Source organism: Cedecea neteri (assembly GCF_000757825.1).
Classification (GTDB): domain Bacteria; phylum Pseudomonadota; class Gammaproteobacteria; order Enterobacterales; family Enterobacteriaceae; genus Cedecea; species Cedecea selenatireducens.
The window spans coordinates 3853820-3874106 of the sequence record NZ_CP009451.1; the positions used below are offsets into that span (position 1 = coordinate 3853820).

Consider the following 20287-nt stretch of genomic DNA (forward strand, 5'->3'; position numbering starts at 1 on the left):
AAGCCTCGCTCGCCCATCGGGCGAGGCATATGTTAGCATTACCCCCTCAATTCACCTTTCCCGCGAACCAGAGCCTAACTCCAGATGAGCTACCAGGTCTTAGCCCGCAAATGGCGCCCACAAACTTTTGCTGATGTTGTCGGCCAGCAACACGTACTGACCGCGCTGGCTAATGGTTTGTCGCTGGGCCGCATCCACCATGCGTACCTTTTTTCCGGCACCCGAGGGGTGGGGAAAACCTCAATCGCCCGTCTGCTGGCGAAAGGGCTGAATTGCGAAACCGGCATTACCGCGACCCCTTGTGGCGTCTGCGATAACTGCCGCGAAATAGAACAAGGCCGCTTTGTCGACCTGATTGAGATAGACGCTGCCTCGCGTACCAAAGTTGAAGACACCCGCGACCTGCTGGACAACGTTCAGTACGCCCCCGCGCGTGGCCGCTTTAAGGTCTACCTTATCGATGAAGTGCACATGCTCTCGCGCCACAGCTTCAACGCGCTGCTTAAGACGCTGGAAGAGCCTCCTCCGCACGTAAAATTCCTGCTGGCCACCACCGATCCGCAAAAGCTGCCGGTGACGATTCTTTCCCGTTGCCTGCAGTTCCACCTGAAAGCGCTGGACGTCGAACAAATCCGCCATCAGCTGGAACACATTCTTGGTGAGGAGAAGGTTGTTAGCGAGCCCCGCGCGCTGCAGCTGTTAGCCCGGGCGGCAGACGGCAGCCTGCGTGATGCGCTGAGCCTGACCGACCAGGCGATTGCCAGCGGTGACGGCCAGGTCACGACGTCGGCCGTCAGCACCATGCTTGGCACCCTTGATGATGACCAGGCGCTGTCGCTGATTGAAGCGGTGGTGCATGCCGACGGGCAGCGCGTAATGGCGTTGCTGAACGACGCGGCGGCACGTGGCGTTGAGTGGGAAGCATTGCTGGTGGAAATGTCCGCGCTGCTGCACCGCGTGGCGATGGTCCAGCTTTCTCCTTCCGCACTTGGCAGCGATATGGCGGCTATCGAACAGCGTATGCGTGAACTTGCGCGCGTTGTCCCACCCGCCGACATACAGCTTTACTACCAGACATTGCTGATTGGCCGCAAAGAGCTGCCGTGGGCGCCGGATCGCCGCATGGGCGTAGAAATGACGCTGCTGCGTGCGCTGGCCTTCCATCCGCGCAAACCGCTGCCCGAGCCGGAAGTACCACGCCAGGCGGCAAGCATTCCGGTGATTAACCCGGCGTCGCATCAGCCAGCAGCAAGGCAGCAGCAGGCGGCTCCGCCGCCGGACAGGGAAGCCCCTCCGCTGCCGGATGCTACCAGCCAGATCCTTCAGGCGCGCAGCCAGCTGATGCGCCATCAGGAGACTGACAAAGCAAAAAAGAATGAGCCGGCAGCGCAACGACTAGCGCGGCCGGCAAAAAGCACCGCGCTGGAACGTTTGGCCTCGGTGACCGAACGCGTTCAGGCACGGCCTGCGCCATCGGTGCCGGAAAAACCGGCGAAGCCAGAAGCCTATCGCTGGAAATCACAAAATCCGATTGAAGCGGCGCCCGAGCCGGTTGCGACGCCAAAGGCGCTGAAAAAAGCGCTCGAGCATGAAAAAACGCCGGAACTAGCGCAGAAGCTGGCCGAAGAGGCTATCGAGCGCGACGAGTGGGCGGCGGAAATCAATCAGCTGATGCTGCCAAAACTGGTGCAACAGCTGGCGCTCAATGCCTGGAAAGAGGCGGACGGCAACCGGGTTTGCCTGCATTTGCGTCCGGGCCAGCGCCACCTGAATTCGCCCTCGGCGCAAAAAACGCTCTCAGATGCCATGAGCACGTTCCATGGCGAGGCGATAGAACTGACTATTATTGAAGATGAGAATCTGGCTCGCCGCACGCCGCTTGAGTGGCGTCAGGCCATCTACGAAGAGAAGCTGGCGCAGGCGCGCGAATCGATGAACAGCGACAGCAATATTCAGACTCTGCAAAGGTTCTTTGACGCAGAGCTGGATGAAGATAGTATTCGCCCTGTTTGATATGCCTCGTTTTGCGCGGCATAGTGTGAAACCCCGATAGCCACTCTCGCATTCCGCGAGGCTGGCCCGATGAAAGAGAGAAGATTATGTTTGGAAAAGGCGGTCTGGGTAACCTGATGAAGCAGGCCCAGCAGATGCAGGAAAAAATGGCCCAGGCTCAGGAAGAAATCGCCAACATGGAAGTCACCGGCGAGTCCGGCGCGGGCCTGGTGAAAGTGACCATCAACGGGGCGCATAACTGCCGCCGCGTCGAAATCGATCCAAGCCTGATGGAAGATGACAAAGAAATGGTTGAAGACCTGGTTGCCGCAGCCTTCAACGATGCCGCTCGCCGTATCGGTGAAGCGCAGAAAGAAAAAATGGCCGGGGTTTCCAACGGCATGCAGCTGCCGCCGGGCTTCAAAATGCCATTCTGATGCATTCCCGCCTTCTCCTGCCCGGGAGAAGGCCGTTTTCTCACTCCTCGTTCAGTGCCTGATAACTCTCTGCCAGAAAATCAATCAACGCCCGTACCGCCGGCAGCTGCCCACGCCGGGAAGGGAACACCACGTGCACTACCTCCATTCTTGCCCGCCATTCAGGCAGAACGTGAACCAGCTTGCCCTGTTCCAGCGCGTCGTTAAGCATCAGCTTCGGGAGCTGCACGACGCCAATGCCGTTGAGCGCCGCGGTTCGCAGCGCAATCATATCCGTCGTAATAAAGCGGGGTTTATGGTGGACAATCACTTCCCGCTGTTCGGGGCCAAACAGGCACCAGCGGTAGGTTTGCTGCGGCCTGTCCAGCGCCAGGCTTGGCCAGTGGGCGAGATCTGTTGGCGCGGCAGGCATACCCTGACGGGCTATCAGCTCCGGGCTGGCGACCAGGCACATGCTGCGCGTCGCCAGCTTGCGCATCACCAGATCGCTATCCTCCAGCGGCAGAGGCCGCACGCGAATAGCCAGATCGACGTTTTCGTTCAGCACGTCCACGCGCCGGTTGGTTTCCTCAAGCTGAATCACAATCTGCGGATAGAGGCGCATAAAGCGCGCCAGCATATCGCCGATGTGGACATGCAAAAGCGCAATCGGGCAGGTGAGGCGAATCAGCCCTCGCGGCTCTGATTTTAGCGTGTCGATGGCCTCCTGTGCCGCTTCGGCTTCAATCATCATCGCCTTGCAGTGGCGATAGAAGATCTGCCCGGCCTCCGTGACGGTGAAGCTACGCGTCGAGCGCTGTAACAGGCGGGTTTCAAGCCGCTCTTCTAGCAGCGCAATGCGGCGGCTCAGGCGTGATTTCGGAATGCCGATCGCCCGGCTGGCGGGGGAGAAACCGCCGTTGTCGACCACCTGCACGAAATACCACAGATCGTTGAGGTCCTGCATTTCTATTGTCCTGTTTATGGAACACTGAGTCTACTTTAGCACTCTACCGGACCGGGTGTCTGACGAGTAAGCTTTATCCCATCAGAAACAACCCTTGTGGAGAGAATCATGAAATCAATTCTTGGCGTCTATACCGCACCGGCTTCCCACTGGGTGGGCGATGGTTTCCCGGTTCGTTCGATGTTTTCGTACTCTAAATTTGCCGGGCAGCTTAGCCCGTTCCTGCTGCTGGACTACGCGGGCCCGGCGGAGTTTAAGCCGAGCAACAAAGGACAGCGCGGCGTGGATCAGCACCCGCACCGCGGCTTTGAAACCGTGACTATCGTCTACAAAGGCGAAGTGGCGCACCGCGATAACGCGGGCAACGGCGGCGTGATTGGCCCAGGCGACGTGCAGTGGATGACCGCCGGGAGCGGGATCCTGCATGAAGAGTACCATTCTCCGGCGTTTAGCGAAGCCGGCGGCAGCCTCGAAATGGTCCAGCTTTGGGTTAACCTGCCTGCAAAAGACAAAATGACCGCGCCTGGCTATCAGCCGATTACCGACGGCGATATTCCGGTGGTCGATTTGCCGGACAATGCCGGGAAGGTTCGCGTGATTGCCGGTGAGTTTGACGGGACCAAAGGCCCGGCCCGGACCTTCTCGCCGATGAGCATCTGGGATTTGCGCCTGAACCCGCAGGGCGTCACTCAACTGGCGGTTAAAGACGGCTGGAACACGGCGCTGGTGGTGCTGAAAGGCACGGTGCTGGTCAACGGTGAAGAGGTGGCTCGGGAGGCGCAGCTGGTGGTGCTGGATGCCAAAGGCGATAGGGTGACCCTTGAAGCCAACAATGACGCGGTGGTTCTGCTGCTCAGCGGCGAGCCTCTGAATGAGCCGGTTGTGGGTTACGGTCCGTTCGTGATGAACACCAAAGAGGAAATTCATCAGGCCATCGATGATTTTAACCAGGGCCGTTTCGGCAAAGACATCGCGTAAACTTATCCCCCGGCGAGCTATCGTGCGGGGGATATCTTTTCCTATACCCATCCTCGGGGCTAATGTTAGGCTATACCCCACTTTTTCTCACAAGCCCGAGCGATGCAAACCAGTCCTTTACTCTCAGCCCTTATGGAATCCCTGCGCTGCCTGCCCGGCGTTGGCCCCAAATCCGCCCAGCGTATGGCGTTTGCCCTGCTGCAGCGAGACCGCAGCGGCGGTATGCGTCTGGCTCAGGCACTGACCCGCGCGATGTCCGAGATTGGCCACTGTGCGGATTGCCGTACCTTTACCGAGCAGGAAGTGTGTTCCATTTGCTCCAACCCGCGCCGCCAGGAAAACGGCCAGATATGCGTGGTAGAAAGCCCGGCGGATATTCACGCCATCGAGCAAACCGGGCAGTTCTCCGGCCGCTATTTTGTGCTGATGGGGCACCTTTCGCCGCTGGACGGCATTGGCCCGAACGACATCGGCCTGGATCGCCTTGAGCATCGCCTTGCGAGCGAGCCGATGAAAGAGGTTATTCTCGCCACTAACCCGACGGTGGAAGGCGAGGCTACCGCCAACTATATTGCCGAGCTGTGCGCCCAATATGGCGTTGAAGCCAGCCGTATCGCGCACGGTGTGCCGGTAGGAGGCGAGCTTGAAATGGTGGACGGCACCACGCTTTCTCACTCGCTGGTTGGCCGCCATAAGATTAATTTTTAGCCGTCCGGAGGAGGTTTTTGCCTCCTCCTGCTTGAAAAGGCACAAATCGCTACCATATCCCCCTCAACGTTTTCTTCATCCCGTATGATTTTGTTGAGGTATCCATGACCATGAAAGGACAAGAGACCCGCGGTTTTCAGTCAGAGGTAAAACAGCTTCTGCACCTGATGATCCACTCTCTGTATTCAAACAAAGAAATCTTCCTGCGTGAGCTGATCTCCAACGCTTCTGATGCGGCAGACAAGCTGCGCTTTCGCGCGCTGTCGAACGCCAGCCTTTATGAAGGCGACGGTGAGCTGCGCGTTCGCGTCTCTTTTGACAAAGAGAATCGCACCCTGACAATCGCCGATAACGGCATCGGTATGACCCGAGATGAGGTCATTGATCATCTGGGTACCATCGCTAAATCCGGCACCAAAGCTTTCCTCGAGTCCATGGGCTCCGATCAGGCGAAAGACAGCCAGCTGATTGGCCAGTTTGGCGTTGGCTTCTATTCTGCGTTTATCGTGGCTGACAAAGTCACCGTTCGCACTCGCGCCGCCGGTGCCAGCGCGGATCAGGGCGTGTTCTGGGAATCTGAAGGCGCGGGTGAATACACCGTGGCCGACATTGAGAAAGCCGATCGCGGCACCGAAATCACGCTGCACCTGCGCGAAGGCGAAGATGAGTTCCTGGACGACTGGCGCGTTCGCTCCGTCATCAGTAAGTATTCCGACCATATCGCGTTGCCGGTTGAGATTGAACAGCGTGAAGAGAAAGACGGCGAAACCGTTATCAGCTGGGAAAAAATCAACAAGGCTCAGGCGCTGTGGACCCGCAGCAAGTCTGAAGTCAGCGAAGACGAATACAAAGAGTTCTACAAGCATATCGCCCACGATTTTACCGACCCAATTTCCTGGAGCCACAACCGCGTGGAAGGCAAGCAGGAGTACACCAGCCTGCTGTACATCCCTTCACAGGCACCGTGGGATATGTGGAACCGCGACCATAAACACGGGCTGAAACTCTACGTACAGCGCGTGTTCATCATGGACGACGCGGAGCAGTTCATGCCGAACTACCTGCGCTTTGTTCGCGGCCTGATAGATTCTAACGACCTGCCGCTGAACGTTTCCCGTGAAATCCTGCAGGACAGCCGCGTGACCCAGAACCTGCGTAGCGCGCTGACCAAACGCGTGCTGCAGATGCTGGATAAGCTGGCGAAAGACGATGCCGAGAAGTACCAGACCTTCTGGAAAAACTTCGGCCTCGTGCTGAAAGAAGGCCCGGCGGAAGATAACGCGAACCAGGAAGCTATCGCTAAGCTGCTGCGCTTCGCGACCACGCACACGGATTCTTCAGCCCAGACCGTGTCGCTGGAAGAGTACGTCTCCCGCATGAAAGAAGGCCAGGAGAAGATCTACTACATCACCGCAGACAGCTACGCGGCGGCGAAGAGCAGCCCGCATCTGGAACTGCTGCGTAAGAAAGGCATCGAGGTTCTGCTGCTTTCCGACCGCATCGATGAGTGGATGATGAGCTACCTGACCGAGTTCGACGGCAAAGCGTTCCAGTCTGTGAGCAAAACCGACGAATCGCTGGATAAGCTGACGGACGAAGAGACTGAAGAAGCGAAAGAGGCCGAGAAAGCCCTGGAGCCGTTCGTGGACCGCGTGAAAACCCTGCTGGGCGAGCGCGTGAAGGAAGTGCGCCTGACTCACCGCCTGACCGATACGCCGGCGATCGTGACCACCGACAGCAACGACATGAGCACCCAGATGGCGAAACTGTTTGCCGCTGCGGGCCAGGAAGTGCCGGACGTGAAGTACATCTTCGAGCTTAACCCGGAGCATGCGCTGGTGAAACGCGCTGCGGATACGCAGGATGACGCGCAGTTCGGCGAGTGGGTCGAGCTGCTGCTGGACCAGGCGCTGTTAGCCGAGCGTGGTCAGCTGGAAGATCCTAACCAGTTCATCCGCCGTATGAACCAATTGCTGGTTTCTTAAGTCGGGTTGAAAGACTGACAAAAACCACCTGCACAGGCAGGTGGTTTTTTTTCGCTTAAATTTGGGGGCATGGTAATCACCTTAAAAATAAATGATATAAAAGTAAGGTTATTTTACTGCCGTCATGCGAGTGTCTGATATTGAATTTCAGCTATTACAGCCACTTTATTTTGCTTTCCCAGCCTTTAAGTTCCATGCACTGATTAAACAACCGATCGCGGCTTTCGCTATTCACGTCCATCACATAGCTTTCTATTTCAGGCTTTTTTACCGCCCTGGTTTTCTCGCCGTCACAATCATCTTTTTTGGTACAGGCTTCATAGTAAGTGGTGTACTTAGTCCGTTGTGCAACCTCGTTCCTCACCGGAAAAGCCTGCTGGGACTGGGTTTCACAGGCAGCACGGGCGCTGGTGTATTCCTGCGCGTTACTGCGAGTTTTTACCCACTGTGATGTGCATCCGCTGAGCAGCAAACAACAGATGAGGGGGAGTAAAGTCTTATTCATGGCGGGCGCTCTTCCTCTTAGCAAAATAGATCTCCTGATTAACAGCCTGACGCCATACAGAATCGGCAGGAGTGTTGGGCGTCATTATAATTGCTGTATATAAACGTAATCTATATAGCGCACCCTTTTCAGGAAGTCTGGCAGTTGATAAACCAGCAGACGAAGACCTAATTTATCCCTGGTGATACAGGGGATAAGTAAGCTGCTGTAAAAATAAAAACGCTGTTTGGCTGAAGCGATTCTGACTTCGGCCGCAGCAAAAAATGGGTCGAGATCCGGACGGAATCCAGTCCCGGAGCCTCAGCCTGAGTGCCTCCCTTCCTTGTGATGATACCGCCTTTAGTGGTATGGTTTTGGCCTCAAATTCGATTGAATAATTAAACGTATGGGGAATTACGCAATGCGTATCATTCTGCTCGGCGCGCCGGGCGCAGGTAAAGGGACTCAGGCTCAGTTCATCATGGAGAAATACGGCATTCCGCAAATCTCCACCGGTGATATGCTGCGTGCCGCGGTCAAATCTGGTTCAGAACTGGGTAAACAGGCCAAAGACATCATGGATGCTGGCAAGCTGGTGACCGATGAGCTGGTTATCGCCCTGGTTAAAGAACGCATTGCGCAGGAAGACTGCCGTAACGGTTTCCTGCTGGACGGTTTCCCACGCACTATCCCGCAGGCTGACGCCATGAAAGAAGCGGGCATCAAAGTTGACTTCGTGCTGGAGTTCGACGTTCCGGACGAGCTGATCGTTGACCGTATCGTGGGTCGCCGCGTACACGCTGCTTCCGGCCGCGTTTACCACATCAAATTCAACCCACCTAAGGTTGAAGGCAAAGATGACGTGACCGGCGAAGAGCTGAGCACCCGTAAAGACGATCAGGAAGAAACCGTGCGTAAACGTCTGGTGGAATACCATCAGATGACCGCGCCGCTGATCGGCTACTACTCTAAAGAAGCGCAGGCGGGTAACACCCAATACGCTAAAGTCGACGGCACTCAGGCCGTGGCTGACGTTCGCGCAGAGCTGGAAAAAATCCTCGGATAATTTCCAGCCGCGACAATCAATACCAGGGCATGCCCTGGTATTTTTTTGCCCTCATTTTCCCCTTTTGCTGTAATCGGTTCTCGTTTCGCTCTTTTACGTTACAATTGACGGCAATTTATAGATAAGGGGTGGGAATGAATCAGGAAAAAATTGGCATCTTACTGGCTAACCTTGGCACGCCGAGCGCCCCGACTCCGGCGGCGGTCAACCGCTATCTGCGTCAGTTCCTGAGCGATAAGCGCGTGGTGGATACGCCTCGCCTGCTGTGGTGGCCTTTGCTGCGCGGCGTCATTCTGCCGCTGCGTTCGCCGCGCGTCGCCAAACTCTACCAGTCCATCTGGATGGAAGAGGGCTCGCCGCTGATGGTTTACAGCCGTCGGCAGGAGAAAGCGCTGGCGCAGCAGCTGCCGGACACGCCGGTTGCGCTGGGGATGAGCTACGGCGAACCGTCGCTGAAAAGCGCCGTTGAGGAGCTGCTGGCGCAGAACGTGACGCACATTGTGGTGCTGCCGCTTTACCCTCAGTTTTCCTGCTCTACCGTTGCGGCGGTATGGGACGAACTGGGGCGGATCTTCGCCGATTATCGCAGCCTGCCTTCTATCTCCCTGATTCGTGACTATGCGACCGATCCCGCGTACATCAACGCGCTGGCGGCCTCGGTTAAACGCTCTTTTGCCGAACACGGCGAGCCGGACGTGCTGCTGCTTTCCTATCACGGCATTCCGCAGCGCTACGCGAACGAAGGCGATGATTACCCGCAGCGCTGTCGTGACACCACCCGTGAGCTGCTGAGCGCCCTTGAGCTGCCGCCGGAAAAAGTGATGATGACCTACCAGTCACGCTTTGGCCGCGAGCCGTGGCTGATGCCGTACACCGACGAAACGCTGAAAATGCTGGCCGAAAAGGGCGTGAAGCATATTCAGGTGATGTGCCCCGGTTTCTCCGCCGACTGCCTGGAAACCCTCGAAGAGATGGCGGTGCAGAACCGGGAAGTGTTTATCGAAGCGGGCGGGACGAAGTACGAGTACATCCCGGCGCTGAACGACGATCCGGCCCATATCGCAATGATGGTGAATCTGGTGGAGCGGTATCGCTAAATAGAATCCTGAGGCGGGGAATGTTACTATTCTCCGCCTTATTATTCAGCCCCGTAACGACACCATGAAATTTCCCGGTAAACGCAAATCCAAACACTACTTCCCCGTCAACGCCCGCGATCCGCTCCTGCAGCAAACTCAGCCTGAAGCCGAAAGCGGCGCTTCCTGGGTGGTCGGCATCGATCAAACGCTGGTCGACATTGAGGCCAAAGTGGACGACGAATTTGTACAGCGCTACGGGCTGAGCTTCGGTCATTCCCTGGTGATTGAGGATGATGTGGCCGACGCGCTCTACAAAGAACTGGTCGACAGCAACCTGATTACCCACCAGTTTGCCGGGGGCACCATCGGCAATACCATGCACAACTACTCTGTGCTGGCCGATGACCGCTCGGTGCTGCTGGGCGTGATGTGCCGCAATGTCGAAATTGGCAGCTACGCCTACCGCTATCTCTGCAACACCTCCAGCCGGACCGATCTTAACTACCTGCAGGGCGTTGACGGCGCGATTGGCCGCTGCTTTACGCTGATTGGCGACCAGGGTGAGCGTACGTTCGCCATCAGCCCTGGCCACATGAACCAGCTGCGCGCTGAAAGCATTCCTGAAGAGGTGATTGCCGGGGCGTCCGCACTGGTGCTGACTTCTTATCTGGTGCGCTGCAAGCCGGGCGAGCCGATGCCGGACGCCACCATGCAGGCCATTGCCTGGGCGAAGAAACACAACGTGCCGGTGGTTCTGACCCTGGGCACTAAATACGTGATTGCCGAGAACCCGGCCTGGTGGCAGGCCTTCCTGCGCGAACACGTTTCTATCCTGGCGATGAACGAAGAAGAAGGCGAGGCGCTAACCGGCGAAAGCGATCCGCTGCTGGCCGCCGACAAGGCGCTGGACTGGGTTGACCTGGTACTGTGCACCGCCGGGCCGGTCGGGCTTTATATGGCGGGCTACACGGAAGAAACCGCGAAACGTAATACCCAACATCCTCTGTTGCCGGGCGCTATTGCGGAATTTAACCAGTACGAATTTAGCCGCGCGATGCGCCTGAAAGATTGTGCTGAACCGCTGCGTATCTACTCCCACATCGCCCCTTACATGGGCGGCCCGGAGAAGATAATGAACACCAACGGGGCGGGTGACGGCGCGCTTGCGGCGCTGCTGCATGATATTACCGCGAACAACTATCACCGCAGCAACGTGCCGAACTCCAGCAAGCACAAGCTGACCTGGCTGACCTATTCCTCGCTGGCTCAGGTGTGCAAATACGCTAACCGCGTTAGCTATCAGGTGTTGAATCAGCATTCTCCACGCCTGACACGCGGCCTGCCCGAGCGGGAAGACAGTCTCGAAGAATCTTACTGGGAACGTTAAGCAGCAGAGCAGAGCAGAGCAGAGCCTGAAGAAGGCTCTGCTTTTTGATGCGGGCAGGCGCAAAACCTGCCCTATAAGCGTACTAACCTGTCACCACTTCCTGAGCCACCGGCGGCACCAGCAGCCCCAGCATGGTATTGGCAATCTCTCTTTCTCCCATCACGACCTGATTAGCCCCACGTTCGGTGATGTAATCGACTTCGTCGTCATAGTGGGCACGGGCGATGATTTCGATATCCGGGCATTTTGCTCTGGCCGTCGCGACGATTTCACCCGCCTCGTAGCCGTTAGGGATAGTCAGCAGCAGCCAGCGCGCGCAGTCCAGATGCGCCAGATTCATGATCTCTTCGTTAGCGGCATTGCCCAGCACGGTACGGATGCCTCGCTCGCGCAGCTCATCCACGCGGCTGCGGGAGGTTTCAATCACCACCAGCGGCACGCCTTCGGCCAGCAGCTTCTCGCCCAGCAGGCTGCCGACGCGGCCATAGCCCACCAGCAGCGCGTGGTTGCAGATATCCACCGGGATTTGCTTCTCTTCTTCGATAGCCTCTTCCAGCGTCTGCTCGTCCAGCGTTTCGGTTTTTTCGAGGTAGCGCTCAAGAATGGCGAACAGAATCGGGTTCAGCATAATCGACAGGATTGCGCCAGCCAGCACTAAATTCTGCCCCGTTTGTGGCAGCAGGTTCAGCGCCATGCCGAGGCCTGCCAGAATAAACGCAAATTCACCGATCTGCGCGAGGCTGGTGGCGATGGTCAGCGCGGTACGCTGGGAGTGGCCGAACATGCGTACCAGCAGGAACGCCGCCAGTGATTTACCAAAGATGATGATAGCCAGCGTGCCCAGCACCGCCAGCGGCTCCTGAATCAGGATCAGCGGGTCAAACAGCATCCCAACGGAAACAAAGAACAGCACCGCAAAGGCGTCGCGCAGCGGCAGCGTGTCGTGCGCCGCACGGTGGCTTAGCTCGGACTCATTCAGCACCATACCGGCAAAGAAGGCCCCCAGCGCAAAGGAGACGTCAAACAGCTCCACCGCACCAAAGGCGATACCGAGCGCCAGCGCGAGGACGGAAAGGGTAAACAGCTCGCGGGAGCCGGTGGCGGCGCTGCGTGCCAGAATCCACGGCACAAGGCGACGGCCTACCAGCATCATCAGGGCGATAAAGGCGGCGACCTTACCGATGGTGATAGCCATATCCAGGCTTAGGGAAGCCAGGCCAACGTCGCCTTTTTCCAGCATCCCGGCCACCGCCGGCAGCAGCACCAGCGTCAGCACCATCACCAGATCTTCAACAATCAGCCAGCCAATGGCAATCTGCCCTCGCTGGGTATCGATTAACTGCCTCTCTTCAAGCGCCCGCAGCAGCACGACTGTACTTGCCGTCGACAAACACAGCCCGAAGACGATGCCGGTCATCAATGACCAGCCCATCAGCCAGGAAAGCGCCATGCCCAGCAGCGTTGCAACGCCAATCTGCGCGATCGCACCGGGGATGGCGATGGCCTTTACCGCCATCAAGTCCTTCAATGAAAAATGCAGCCCGACGCCGAACATCAGCAGAATCACGCCTAATTCCGCCAGCTCGGGGGCAAGTTTGGTATCAGCAACAAAACCTGGAGTAAAAGGTCCCGCCAGCACGCCGGCTAATAAATAGCCCACCAGCGGAGATATGCGCAGCTTGTTAGCCAGCATACCGAGTAAAAAAGCGAGCACGAGACCACCAACAATGGTGGTGATAAGCGGTGTGGCGTGATGCATTCCGTCTCCTTTGGTTGGCCGATGTTCCAAAACGTTCTGTTACACAGTTTATGACAATTTCCTTATCGGCGTTTATGAATAATTGTTGAATTTTGAATAAAAGGCGCATTTCGATAAAAAAAAGGCTCTGAGTAGCATTTAACTCAGTTATGTGGGGCAGCAACCAGGAGGGTATGGGGGTGGGAAGCGGCCAAAGCAATACTTTGGCCGCTAAAACCTACGCTTTATGGCGGTTATCGGGTAGGAATATTGTCATAATACCGAGGAGCGGCAGGAAGGCACATATTTTGTAGACCAATTCGATACTGGTATGGTCGGCAATAAGCCCAAGCACCGCGGCACCCAGGCCACCCATCCCAAAGGCAAATCCGAAAAACAGCCCGGAAACCATGCCGATACGGCCAGGAAGCAGCTCCTGGGCGTACACCAAAATTGCCGAAAAAGCCGAGGCCAGAATAAAGCCAATGATCACCGTCAGCACGCCGGTCCAGTAAAGCGACGCATAGGGTAAAACAAGGGTAAATGGCGCGACGCCGAGGATTGAGCCCCAAATCACGTATTTTCTCCCAATTTTATCCCCTAATGGCCCGCCGATAACCGTCCCCGCCGCGACGGCAAACAGGAAGGCGAACAGGTGAATCTGGGCGTTTTGTACCGATAATCCGAATTTTTGCATCAGGTAGAAAGTGAAGTAGCTGCTGATGCTCGCCATATAGAAGTATTTAGAGAAGATCAGCAGCAGCAAAACAGAGACCGCCAGGATAACTTTGTTGCGCGGCAGCGGGTTGACCACCGGCACGGCAGGGCGGCTTTTCGCGATTTTGTGCTGAGCGGAATACCAGCGGCTGATTTGCAGCAGGACGACAATTGCCAGCAGCGCTGCCAGCACGAACCACGCCACGTTACCTTTACCGTAAGGCGCAATAATGACTGCCGCCAGCAATGGCCCCAGAGAGCTGCCGAAGTTGCCGCCCACCTGGAACAGCGACTGCGCCAGCCCGTGACGGCCGCCGGACGCCATACGCGCCACGCGCGAGGACTCAGGGTGGAATACCGACGAGCCGGTGCCCACTAAGGCCGCAGCCACCAGAACCGCCGGGAAGCTGCCCGCCAGCGCCAGCAGCACCAGGCCGCAAAGGGTAAAACACATGCCAATCGGCAGCGACCACGGCATCGGGTATTTGTCGGTGTAGTAGCCCACCAGCGGCTGCAGCAGCGATGAAGAAAGCTGGAAGGTCAGGGTTATCATCCCGATTTGCATAAAACTCAGGGAAAACTCGGCCTGTAGCAGAGGGTAGATAGCCAGAATCAGCGATTGAATCATGTCATTAAGCAGATGGGAAAGGCTTATAGCGCCGAGGATCCCAAATGCGGTGCGCGCTTTTTTTTGCTCCGGGGGCGTGCCCGGCTGCGTGAGGGTTTGAGAGCTTGCCATAATTACCTGTACGAACGGTTATTGTTTTTAGAGCGGGCGACGCAGGAAATCGCCCGGAAGAAATTCTTACCCTGCTAACATACTCGTGCGGGGGATTTGAAGAAAGTCGCATTTCGGAAAAGTTAGTTGTCTATCCTGGCCGCTATCTGGTATTCCTGCGCAGTTACATTTTGACATGGAGATGGACAATGCGTTTTGCTACTAAAACAATAACCACGGCGCTGCTGGTGGCATTGAGCTTAACCAGCGCTTCCGCGCTGGCCTGGGAAAAAGACAAGACCTACAAAATTACGATTCTTCATACCAACGATCATCATGGCCACTTCTGGCGCAATGAGTACTCGGAATACGGCCTGGCGGCGCAAAAAACGCTGGTAGACAGCGTGCGTAAAGAGGTTGCAGCCGAAGGCGGCAGCGTGCTGCTGCTGTCGGGCGGTGATATCAACACCGGCGTGCCGGAATCAGACCTGCAGGATGCCGAGCCGGACTTCCGCGGCATGAGCCTGATTGGCTATGACGCGATGGCCGTCGGCAACCACGAATTCGACAACCCGCTCTCCGTCCTGCGCCAGCAGGAAAAATGGGCGAAGTTCCCGCTGCTGTCCGCCAATATTTACCAGAAAAGCACCGGCGAGCGCCTGTTTAAGCCCTATGCGATTTTTAAACCCCAGGGCATCAAGGTGGCGGTTATCGGCCTGACCACCGACGACACGGCAAAAATCGGTAACCCGGAATACTTCACCGACATCGAATTCCGCCAGTCTGCGGAGGAAGCCAAACTGGTGATTCAGGAGCTGCAGGGCACCGAAAAACCTGACGTGATTATCGCCGCAACCCATATGGGCCATTACGATAATGGCAACCACGGCTCGAATGCGCCGGGCGATGTCGAAATGGCCAGAAGCCTGCCTGCCGGGGCGCTAACGATGATTGTGGGTGGTCACTCACAGGATCCGGTCTGCATGGCGCAGGAAAACCAGAAGCAGAAGGATTATATGCCGGGCACGCCTTGCGCGCCGGACAGACAAAACGGCACCTGGATTGTGCAGGCGCACGAGTGGGGGAAATACGTCGGACGGGCGGACTTTGAGTTCCGCAACGGCGAGATGAAGCTGGTGCACTATCAGCTGATCCCTATCAACCTGAAAAAGAAAATCACCTACGACAACGGGCAAAGTGAGCGCGTACTCTACACGCCTGAAATCGCTGAAAACCAGCAGATGCTTTCCCTGCTGACGCCGTTCCAGAACAAAGGCCAGGCCGCGCTGAAGGTCAAAGTAGGCAGCGTGAACGGGCATCTGGAAGGGGACCGCAGCAAGGTGCGTTTCGTACAAACTAACCTGGCGCGCGTACTGCTGGCGGCACAGATGGCGCGAACCAACGCTGACTTTGCGGTGATGAGCGGCGGCGGCGTGCGTGATTCCATTGAAGCCGGGGATATTACCTATAAAGACGTGCTTAAGGTGCAGCCGTTCGGCAACACCGTGGCCTACATCGATATGAGCGGCAAAGACGTTGAGGCGTATCTGACGGCGGTGGCGCAGAAAACGCCGGACTCCGGCGCCTATCCGCAGTTCTCAAACGTGAGCTTCACCTCAACCGGCGGCAAGCTCAGCAATCTGAAAATCAAAGACCAGCCGATTGACCCGGCGAAAACCTACCGCATGGCGACGCTGAGCTTCAACGGCACCGGCGGCGACGGTTACCCGGAAATCGATAAAAAGCCGGGTTACGTCAACACCGGCTTTGTCGATGCGGAAGTCCTGAAACAGTACATCGAGCAGAACTCTCCGCTGGACGTAAATGCTTACCAACCTAAGGGTGAGGTGAGCTGGAACTAAGCGTTAATCGCGGCGGGCGATATCAGCGAAGCTGGCATCCAGCAGCTTTGCCAGGTCGTTTGCCGCGAGTTCGATATCCAGCCCGCGCTTGCCGCCGGAAATGTAGATGCTGGCAAACTCTTGTGCCGGAGCATCAATCACCGTCGGTAAGCGCTTTTTCTGCCCGAGAGGGCTGATGCCGCCGACCAGATAGCCGGTGATCCGCTGCGCGACCATCGGGTCCGCCATTTCAACCTTCTTCACGCCCAGCGCCTTCGCGACCTTTTTCAGGTCAAGCTGCCCGGCAACCGGCGTCACCGCCACGGCCAGGTGTTTCATATCGCCATTCAGCGCCACCAGCAGCGTTTTATAAACCTGGTCAGCGTTCAGCCCCAGCTTGCGAACCACTTCGTCACCAAAGTTGGTTTCCAGCGGATCGTGCTCATAGGCATGAATTTGAAAGCTGATTTTGTTCTTTTCGAGGAGTTTTACCGCGGGAGTCATGGTTTCCTTCTTTATTCGTTGTTTTGAAAACGCACAAAATAGTAATCGTAGTGATATACTTGACGAGTAATATAGCGCTACACAATAGTGATGGCGTAAACCATCACATTGAGCGACAATTCAGCTTCGGTTGCTTCGGCAGCCGGGATAAACAGAATAATAAATGAAATTCCTCTTTGACGGGCCAATAGAAATATTGGCCATTTTTTTTACCCTTTTTTCAGCATTTCCGGCAGGTTACCTTCGCCGTAAAGGTGCAGCGCGCCGACCGCAACCACGTAGCGTCCGGCGGGCAACTGCTGCAGAAACGCCTGCCACTGGCGGTTTCGCTGATGCATTAATACGTCATAAAGCGCATCGCCGAAGGTGTTGGGTAGAGCAATATTGCCCTGCTGGGGCGGCGTTTCCAGCCACCAGCCGATCATAATTTGCAGCAGGCGGGCATTGGTGTGCCAGTGCTCCAGCGTGTCGTTCAGCAGCGGCATCCCACCCTCAGGCAGCCCCTTCAGTAACTCGATTTGGCTTTGCGCACCTTCAAGCTCGGTGACCGGCACGTTATAGCGCTGCGCGGCTTCCAGGAGCTGATAGTCAATGCCGTAGTCAGGGCGGAGACCAAGCCGCTGCGCCTGGTGTGCCTGTAAAATCAGCGCCACCTGCCAGGCTGGCTGGCGTTCAAGGCTGCTTAGCGAGATACCCAGTTCGCTGCAAAGGCTCAGCACCTGCTGGTAATCGTCCGGTGCCATACGCGCTTCCAGCTCGATGTCCTCCGCGATTTCGCTGAACGGCGAATCACCGGTGCGGATATCCGCTTCGACAATCAGGGCATCTGCCTCACGCAGCTTTTTCACCAGCCGCGAGGAAAGCGGAGCCATGTCGCGCGTGCCCATATGAATGCTGCCCACGAGGTGCAGATAGCGCTTGCCGGGGAGCGTGATATCAAGGGCAGGCCAGGGATAAGTAGAGGCTGTCAGACTGGAAAGCAGTGAGCTAAGACGTTGGAACAAACCCATATCGCGATTCCCTGGCTAAAAAGCCATGCTAACGCCCTGGGCTGGAAGGGGAAAGGAAAAAGTCGGCCTTCCGCTCAAAAGGAGAACGGCAGGCCGCAGAGAGGTTAGTCTTTCGGTTTAAAGCGCAGCAGACGGTTGGCGTTGCTGACCACGGTGATGGAAGACAGCGCCATCGCGGCACCGGCAACCACCGGGTTGAGCAGCGTGCCGGTCAGCGGGTACAGCACGCCAGCGGCAATCGGAATACCAAGCGAGTTGTACACGAAGGCGCCCATCAGGTTTTGCTTCATATTGCGCAGCGTAGCCTTAGAAATGGCCAGCGCGTCGGCAACGCCGACCAGGCTGTGACGCATCAGGGCAATGGCTGCGGTTTCAATCGCGACGTCGCTGCCGCCGCCCATCGCAATCCCCACTTCTGCCTGAGCCAGCGCCGGAGCATCGTTGATGCCGTCGCCCACCATCGCCACCTGGCGGCCCTGCTGCTGCAGCTTTTTGATGGCGTCAGCTTTGCCGTCCGGCAGCACGCCCGCAATCACCTCGTCAATGCCAACTTCTTTGGCGATAGCGTTGGCGGTCACGGCGTTATCGCCGGTGAGCATCACTAAACGATAGCCGTTGCGATGCAGGCGTTGCAGCGCGCTTACGCTGTCGCTGCGAAGCGGATCGCGTATGGCTAACAGCGCCATGAGCTGGCCGTCTACCGCCAGCAGAACCGGCGTGGCGCCTGAACGTGCCTGCGTATCAATGCTGTCGACAAGCGGCTGCGTGTCCACGCCCTGCTCATCAAGCAGCGCTTTGTTGCCCAGCAGCAGTTTATGCCCGTCAACTTCACCGCTGACGCCAAGCCCGCGCAGAGTGCGGAACGAGGTGACTTCCGGCAGCGTCGAACTGCCTGCTTTTTCAATAATGGCGCGAGCCAGCGGATGACTTGAACCTTGCTCAAGCGCGGCCGCAAGGCGTACTGCCTGTACTTCATCCACCCCCGAACGGGTTTCCACGGCAACCACCTGCGGTTTGCCTTCGGTCAGCGTGCCCGTTTTATCAAAGACCACGGTATCCAGCGTGCTGGCGCGTTGCAGGGCATCGGCATCGCGTACCAGAACGCCGAACTCGGCGGCGCGGCCCACGCCTGAAATAATCGACATCGGCGTCGCAAGCCCCAGGGCGCAAGGGCAGGCGATAATCAGCACCGTGGTGGCAATAACCAGGGTGTAAACGATTTGTGGCGCCGGGCCGACAAAGTACCAGATAGCGGCGCTAATCAGCGCAATAGCCACCACCACCGGCACGAATACGGCAGAAATTTTATCGGCAAGCTGGCCGATTTCCGGCTTGCTGCTCTGCGCCTGGCGAACCATGCGGATAATACGGGACAGCGTAGTGTGGCTGCCGGTTGCGGTGGCCTTGAACCGCACGCTGCCGTCCTGCACCACGGTGCCGGCATGAATACCGTCGCCGTTCGATTTTTGCATCGGGACCGGTTCGCCGGTCAGCATTGCTTCGTCGAACCAGGCTTCACCCTGGGTAATTTCGCCGTCAACGGGCACGCGGTCGCCGGTGGTCAGGCGCAGCGTCATTCCGGCGGTGACTTCCGCCAGCGGTAAGGTTTTTTCGCCTTCATCCGTCACTACTCGTGCGGTCGGCGGCGTTAAGTCCAGCAGACGTTCAAGGGCTTTGGAGGAGCGCTGACGTGCACGCTGCTCAAGCATATGGCCGAGGTTTATCAGGCCGATGATCATCGCGCTGGCCTCGTAGTAGAGGTGGCGGGCTTCCATCGGGAAGTGCTGCGGCCAGATATTGACGGTAATGGAGTAGAGCCAGGCCGCGCCGGTGCCGAGGGCGACGAGCGTATCCATAGTGGCCGCGCGGTTCATCAGGCTGCGCCAGGCGCTACGGTAAAAATGGCCGCCGGCAAAGACCATCACCGCAAGGGTGATAATGCCAATGGTCAGCCACAGGGAGCGGTTGCTCTCGGTGACCATCATGTTGTCGCCGATCATGCCCCAGACCATCACCGGGATCCCGACGGCAAGGGCGACAATCGCCTGCCAGCGGAAGCGCTTCATGGCGGCGTTGGCCGTTTCCTGCTGACGTTCACGGCGTTTCTGGTCGTCTTCAATCGCTTCGGCGCCATAGCCTGCGTTTTCCACGGCTTTGACCAGCGATTCTGCGGAGGCGGTGCCCATTATCAGCGCACTGCGCTCCGCAAGGTTAACCCGTGCCTGGCTGACGCCCGGGACATTCTGTAAGGCATTTTGCACCCGGGAGACGCAGCTGGCGCAGCTCATACCGTTGATCAACAGCTGCTGGCTGTCATCGTCGGTAGACGCTGCCGGAAGCGAAGGGGCGACCGCTGTCAGTGCTTCCGACGGAGTTGATGACTCTGCCAGCGGTTCAGCCTTTGGGTGGCTGGCGACTTCTGCGCCGTATCCCGCCTGCTTGACGGTTTCCACTAACGCTTCCGGCGTAGCATTGCCGGTGACGCGGGCGTGGGTTTGGGTGACTTCAGCCTGCTCAACGTCTGCACGCTGCTCGAGGCTTTCTTTGACGCGTTTAACACAGTGGCCGCAGGTCAGGCCATCCAGATTCAGATCCACAATGTGTGACATCGCAAGACTCCTGTATGATGGTGAGGTGAAATATTGACCGAAAGGATGATTCGGTTAACTATGAAAGAGGTTAAACCTTCCATCAAGG

General features: G+C 57.3%; 16 protein-coding genes and 1 other annotated feature. Of the genes, 9 read left to right on the forward strand and 7 right to left on the reverse strand.

The features are described from left to right. Positions 1-84 precede the first annotated feature (84 nt). Both dnaX and JT31_RS17845 read left to right on the forward strand, forming a co-directional pair. The gene (gene dnaX, locus JT31_RS17840) at positions 85-2013 is read left to right on the forward strand and encodes a DNA polymerase III subunit gamma/tau (RefSeq protein ID WP_038480210.1); all 1929 of its coding nucleotides are present in this window, start codon (positions 85-87) and stop codon (positions 2011-2013) included. Next, positions 1349-1413: a sequence feature (DnaX frameshifting element), on the forward strand. Its footprint overlaps the gene before it by 65 nt. An 86-nt stretch (positions 2014-2099) precedes the next feature. After that, positions 2100-2429 carry a YbaB/EbfC family nucleoid-associated protein gene (locus JT31_RS17845; protein ID WP_008460260.1) on the forward strand — a complete coding sequence of 110 codons (330 nt, stop codon included), beginning with the start codon at positions 2100-2102 and terminating at the stop codon, positions 2427-2429. 40 nt (positions 2430-2469) lie between these two features. Here the strand turns inward: JT31_RS17845 and JT31_RS17850 are convergent, their stop codons facing one another. Next, the gene (locus JT31_RS17850) at positions 2470-3375 is read right to left on the reverse strand and encodes a LysR family transcriptional regulator (protein WP_038480212.1); all 906 of its coding nucleotides are present in this window, start codon (positions 3373-3375) and stop codon (positions 2470-2472) included. 108 nt (positions 3376-3483) lie between these two features. Here JT31_RS17850 and JT31_RS17855 point away from each other — a divergent pair, with 108 nt between their 5' ends. The 3 genes from JT31_RS17855 to htpG all read left to right on the forward strand — a co-directional run bounded on the left by JT31_RS17855 (position 3484) and on the right by htpG (position 7046). Continuing rightward, positions 3484-4353, forward strand: coding sequence for a pirin family protein (locus JT31_RS17855; protein ID WP_038480216.1), 870 nt, complete (start codon positions 3484-3486; stop codon positions 4351-4353). 102 nt (positions 4354-4455) lie between these two features. After that, positions 4456-5061: a recombination mediator RecR gene (recR, locus tag JT31_RS17860; RefSeq protein ID WP_038480219.1), complete on the forward strand. Its 606-nt coding sequence runs from the start codon at positions 4456-4458 to the stop codon at positions 5059-5061. 110 nt (positions 5062-5171) lie between these two features. Continuing rightward, on the forward strand, positions 5172-7046 hold the full coding sequence (htpG, locus tag JT31_RS17865) for a molecular chaperone HtpG (protein WP_038483269.1): 1875 nt from the start codon (positions 5172-5174) through the stop codon (positions 7044-7046). A 154-nt stretch (positions 7047-7200) separates the two neighbouring features. On the opposite strand, the gene JT31_RS17870 is transcribed toward htpG, so the two are convergent. Next, the gene (locus JT31_RS17870; protein ID WP_038480222.1) at positions 7201-7551 is read right to left on the reverse strand and encodes a hypothetical protein; all 351 of its coding nucleotides are present in this window, start codon (positions 7549-7551) and stop codon (positions 7201-7203) included. Positions 7552-7951: 400 nt separating this feature from the next. Between JT31_RS17870 and adk the strand changes: the two genes are divergently transcribed. The 3 genes from adk (at position 7952) to JT31_RS17885 (ending at position 11062) form a co-directional block, all read left to right on the forward strand. Then, complete coding sequence (gene adk, locus JT31_RS17875; RefSeq protein WP_038480225.1) at positions 7952-8596, forward strand: adenylate kinase; 645 nt, start codon at positions 7952-7954, stop codon at positions 8594-8596. 134 nt (positions 8597-8730) lie between these two features. Further along, the gene (gene hemH / locus JT31_RS17880) at positions 8731-9693 is read left to right on the forward strand and encodes a ferrochelatase (RefSeq protein WP_038480228.1); all 963 of its coding nucleotides are present in this window, start codon (positions 8731-8733) and stop codon (positions 9691-9693) included. A gap of 64 nt (positions 9694-9757) precedes the next feature. Further along, positions 9758-11062: an inosine/guanosine kinase gene (locus JT31_RS17885; RefSeq protein WP_038480230.1), complete on the forward strand. Its 1305-nt coding sequence runs from the start codon at positions 9758-9760 to the stop codon at positions 11060-11062. An 82-nt stretch (positions 11063-11144) separates the two neighbouring features. On the opposite strand, the gene ybaL is transcribed toward JT31_RS17885, so the two are convergent. Together ybaL and JT31_RS17895 are read right to left on the reverse strand one after the other, a co-directional pair. Beyond that, positions 11145-12821, reverse strand: coding sequence for a YbaL family putative K(+) efflux transporter (gene ybaL / locus JT31_RS17890; RefSeq protein ID WP_038480233.1), 1677 nt, complete (start codon positions 12819-12821; stop codon positions 11145-11147). Between the two features lie 217 nt (positions 12822-13038). Beyond that, positions 13039-14256 (reverse strand): MFS transporter, encoded by a 1218-nt coding sequence (locus JT31_RS17895; protein ID WP_038480236.1) that lies wholly within the window; start codon positions 14254-14256, stop codon positions 13039-13041. A gap of 188 nt (positions 14257-14444) precedes the next feature. Here JT31_RS17895 and ushA point away from each other — a divergent pair, with 188 nt between their 5' ends. After that, positions 14445-16097 (forward strand): bifunctional UDP-sugar hydrolase/5'-nucleotidase UshA, encoded by a 1653-nt coding sequence (ushA, locus tag JT31_RS17900; RefSeq protein WP_038480239.1) that lies wholly within the window; start codon positions 14445-14447, stop codon positions 16095-16097. Between the two features lie 3 nt (positions 16098-16100). On the opposite strand, the gene ybaK is transcribed toward ushA, so the two are convergent. From ybaK to copA, 3 genes are all read right to left on the reverse strand, one after another. Then, positions 16101-16580, reverse strand: a complete 480-nt coding sequence (gene ybaK, locus JT31_RS17905) for a Cys-tRNA(Pro)/Cys-tRNA(Cys) deacylase YbaK (RefSeq protein ID WP_038480242.1) — start codon at positions 16578-16580, stop codon at positions 16101-16103. 209 nt (positions 16581-16789) lie between these two features. Continuing rightward, a complete protein-coding gene (locus tag JT31_RS17910; protein WP_038480245.1) occupies positions 16790-17590 on the reverse strand; it encodes a TraB/GumN family protein in 801 nt (266 codons plus the stop codon). Between the two features lie 104 nt (positions 17591-17694). Beyond that, positions 17695-20199: a copper-exporting P-type ATPase CopA gene (copA, locus tag JT31_RS17915; RefSeq protein ID WP_038480248.1), complete on the reverse strand. Its 2505-nt coding sequence runs from the start codon at positions 20197-20199 to the stop codon at positions 17695-17697. Positions 20200-20287 lie beyond the last annotated feature (88 nt).

Bases quoted from the DNA above. Each gene is read 5' to 3' on its own strand.
- dnaX (WP_038480210.1), top strand. From the start codon at position 85: ATGAGCTACCAGGTCTTAGCCCGCAAATGGCGCCCACAAACTTTTGCT.
- JT31_RS17845 (WP_008460260.1), top strand. From the start codon at position 2,100: ATGTTTGGAAAAGGCGGTCTGGGTAACCTGATGAAGCAGGCCCAGCAG.
- JT31_RS17850 (WP_038480212.1), bottom strand. From the start codon at position 3,375: ATGCAGGACCTCAACGATCTGTGGTATTTCGTGCAGGTGGTCGACAAC.
- JT31_RS17855 (WP_038480216.1), top strand. From the start codon at position 3,484: ATGAAATCAATTCTTGGCGTCTATACCGCACCGGCTTCCCACTGGGTG.
- recR (WP_038480219.1), top strand. From the start codon at position 4,456: ATGCAAACCAGTCCTTTACTCTCAGCCCTTATGGAATCCCTGCGCTGC.
- htpG (WP_038483269.1), top strand. From the start codon at position 5,172: ATGAAAGGACAAGAGACCCGCGGTTTTCAGTCAGAGGTAAAACAGCTT.
- JT31_RS17870 (WP_038480222.1), bottom strand. From the start codon at position 7,551: ATGAATAAGACTTTACTCCCCCTCATCTGTTGTTTGCTGCTCAGCGGA.
- adk (WP_038480225.1), top strand. From the start codon at position 7,952: ATGCGTATCATTCTGCTCGGCGCGCCGGGCGCAGGTAAAGGGACTCAG.
- hemH (WP_038480228.1), top strand. From the start codon at position 8,731: ATGAATCAGGAAAAAATTGGCATCTTACTGGCTAACCTTGGCACGCCG.
- JT31_RS17885 (WP_038480230.1), top strand. From the start codon at position 9,758: ATGAAATTTCCCGGTAAACGCAAATCCAAACACTACTTCCCCGTCAAC.
- ybaL (WP_038480233.1), bottom strand. From the start codon at position 12,821: ATGCATCACGCCACACCGCTTATCACCACCATTGTTGGTGGTCTCGTG.
- JT31_RS17895 (WP_038480236.1), bottom strand. From the start codon at position 14,256: ATGGCAAGCTCTCAAACCCTCACGCAGCCGGGCACGCCCCCGGAGCAA.
- ushA (WP_038480239.1), top strand. From the start codon at position 14,445: ATGCGTTTTGCTACTAAAACAATAACCACGGCGCTGCTGGTGGCATTG.
- ybaK (WP_038480242.1), bottom strand. From the start codon at position 16,580: ATGACTCCCGCGGTAAAACTCCTCGAAAAGAACAAAATCAGCTTTCAA.
- JT31_RS17910 (WP_038480245.1), bottom strand. From the start codon at position 17,590: ATGGGTTTGTTCCAACGTCTTAGCTCACTGCTTTCCAGTCTGACAGCC.
- copA (WP_038480248.1), bottom strand. From the start codon at position 20,199: ATGTCACACATTGTGGATCTGAATCTGGATGGCCTGACCTGCGGCCAC.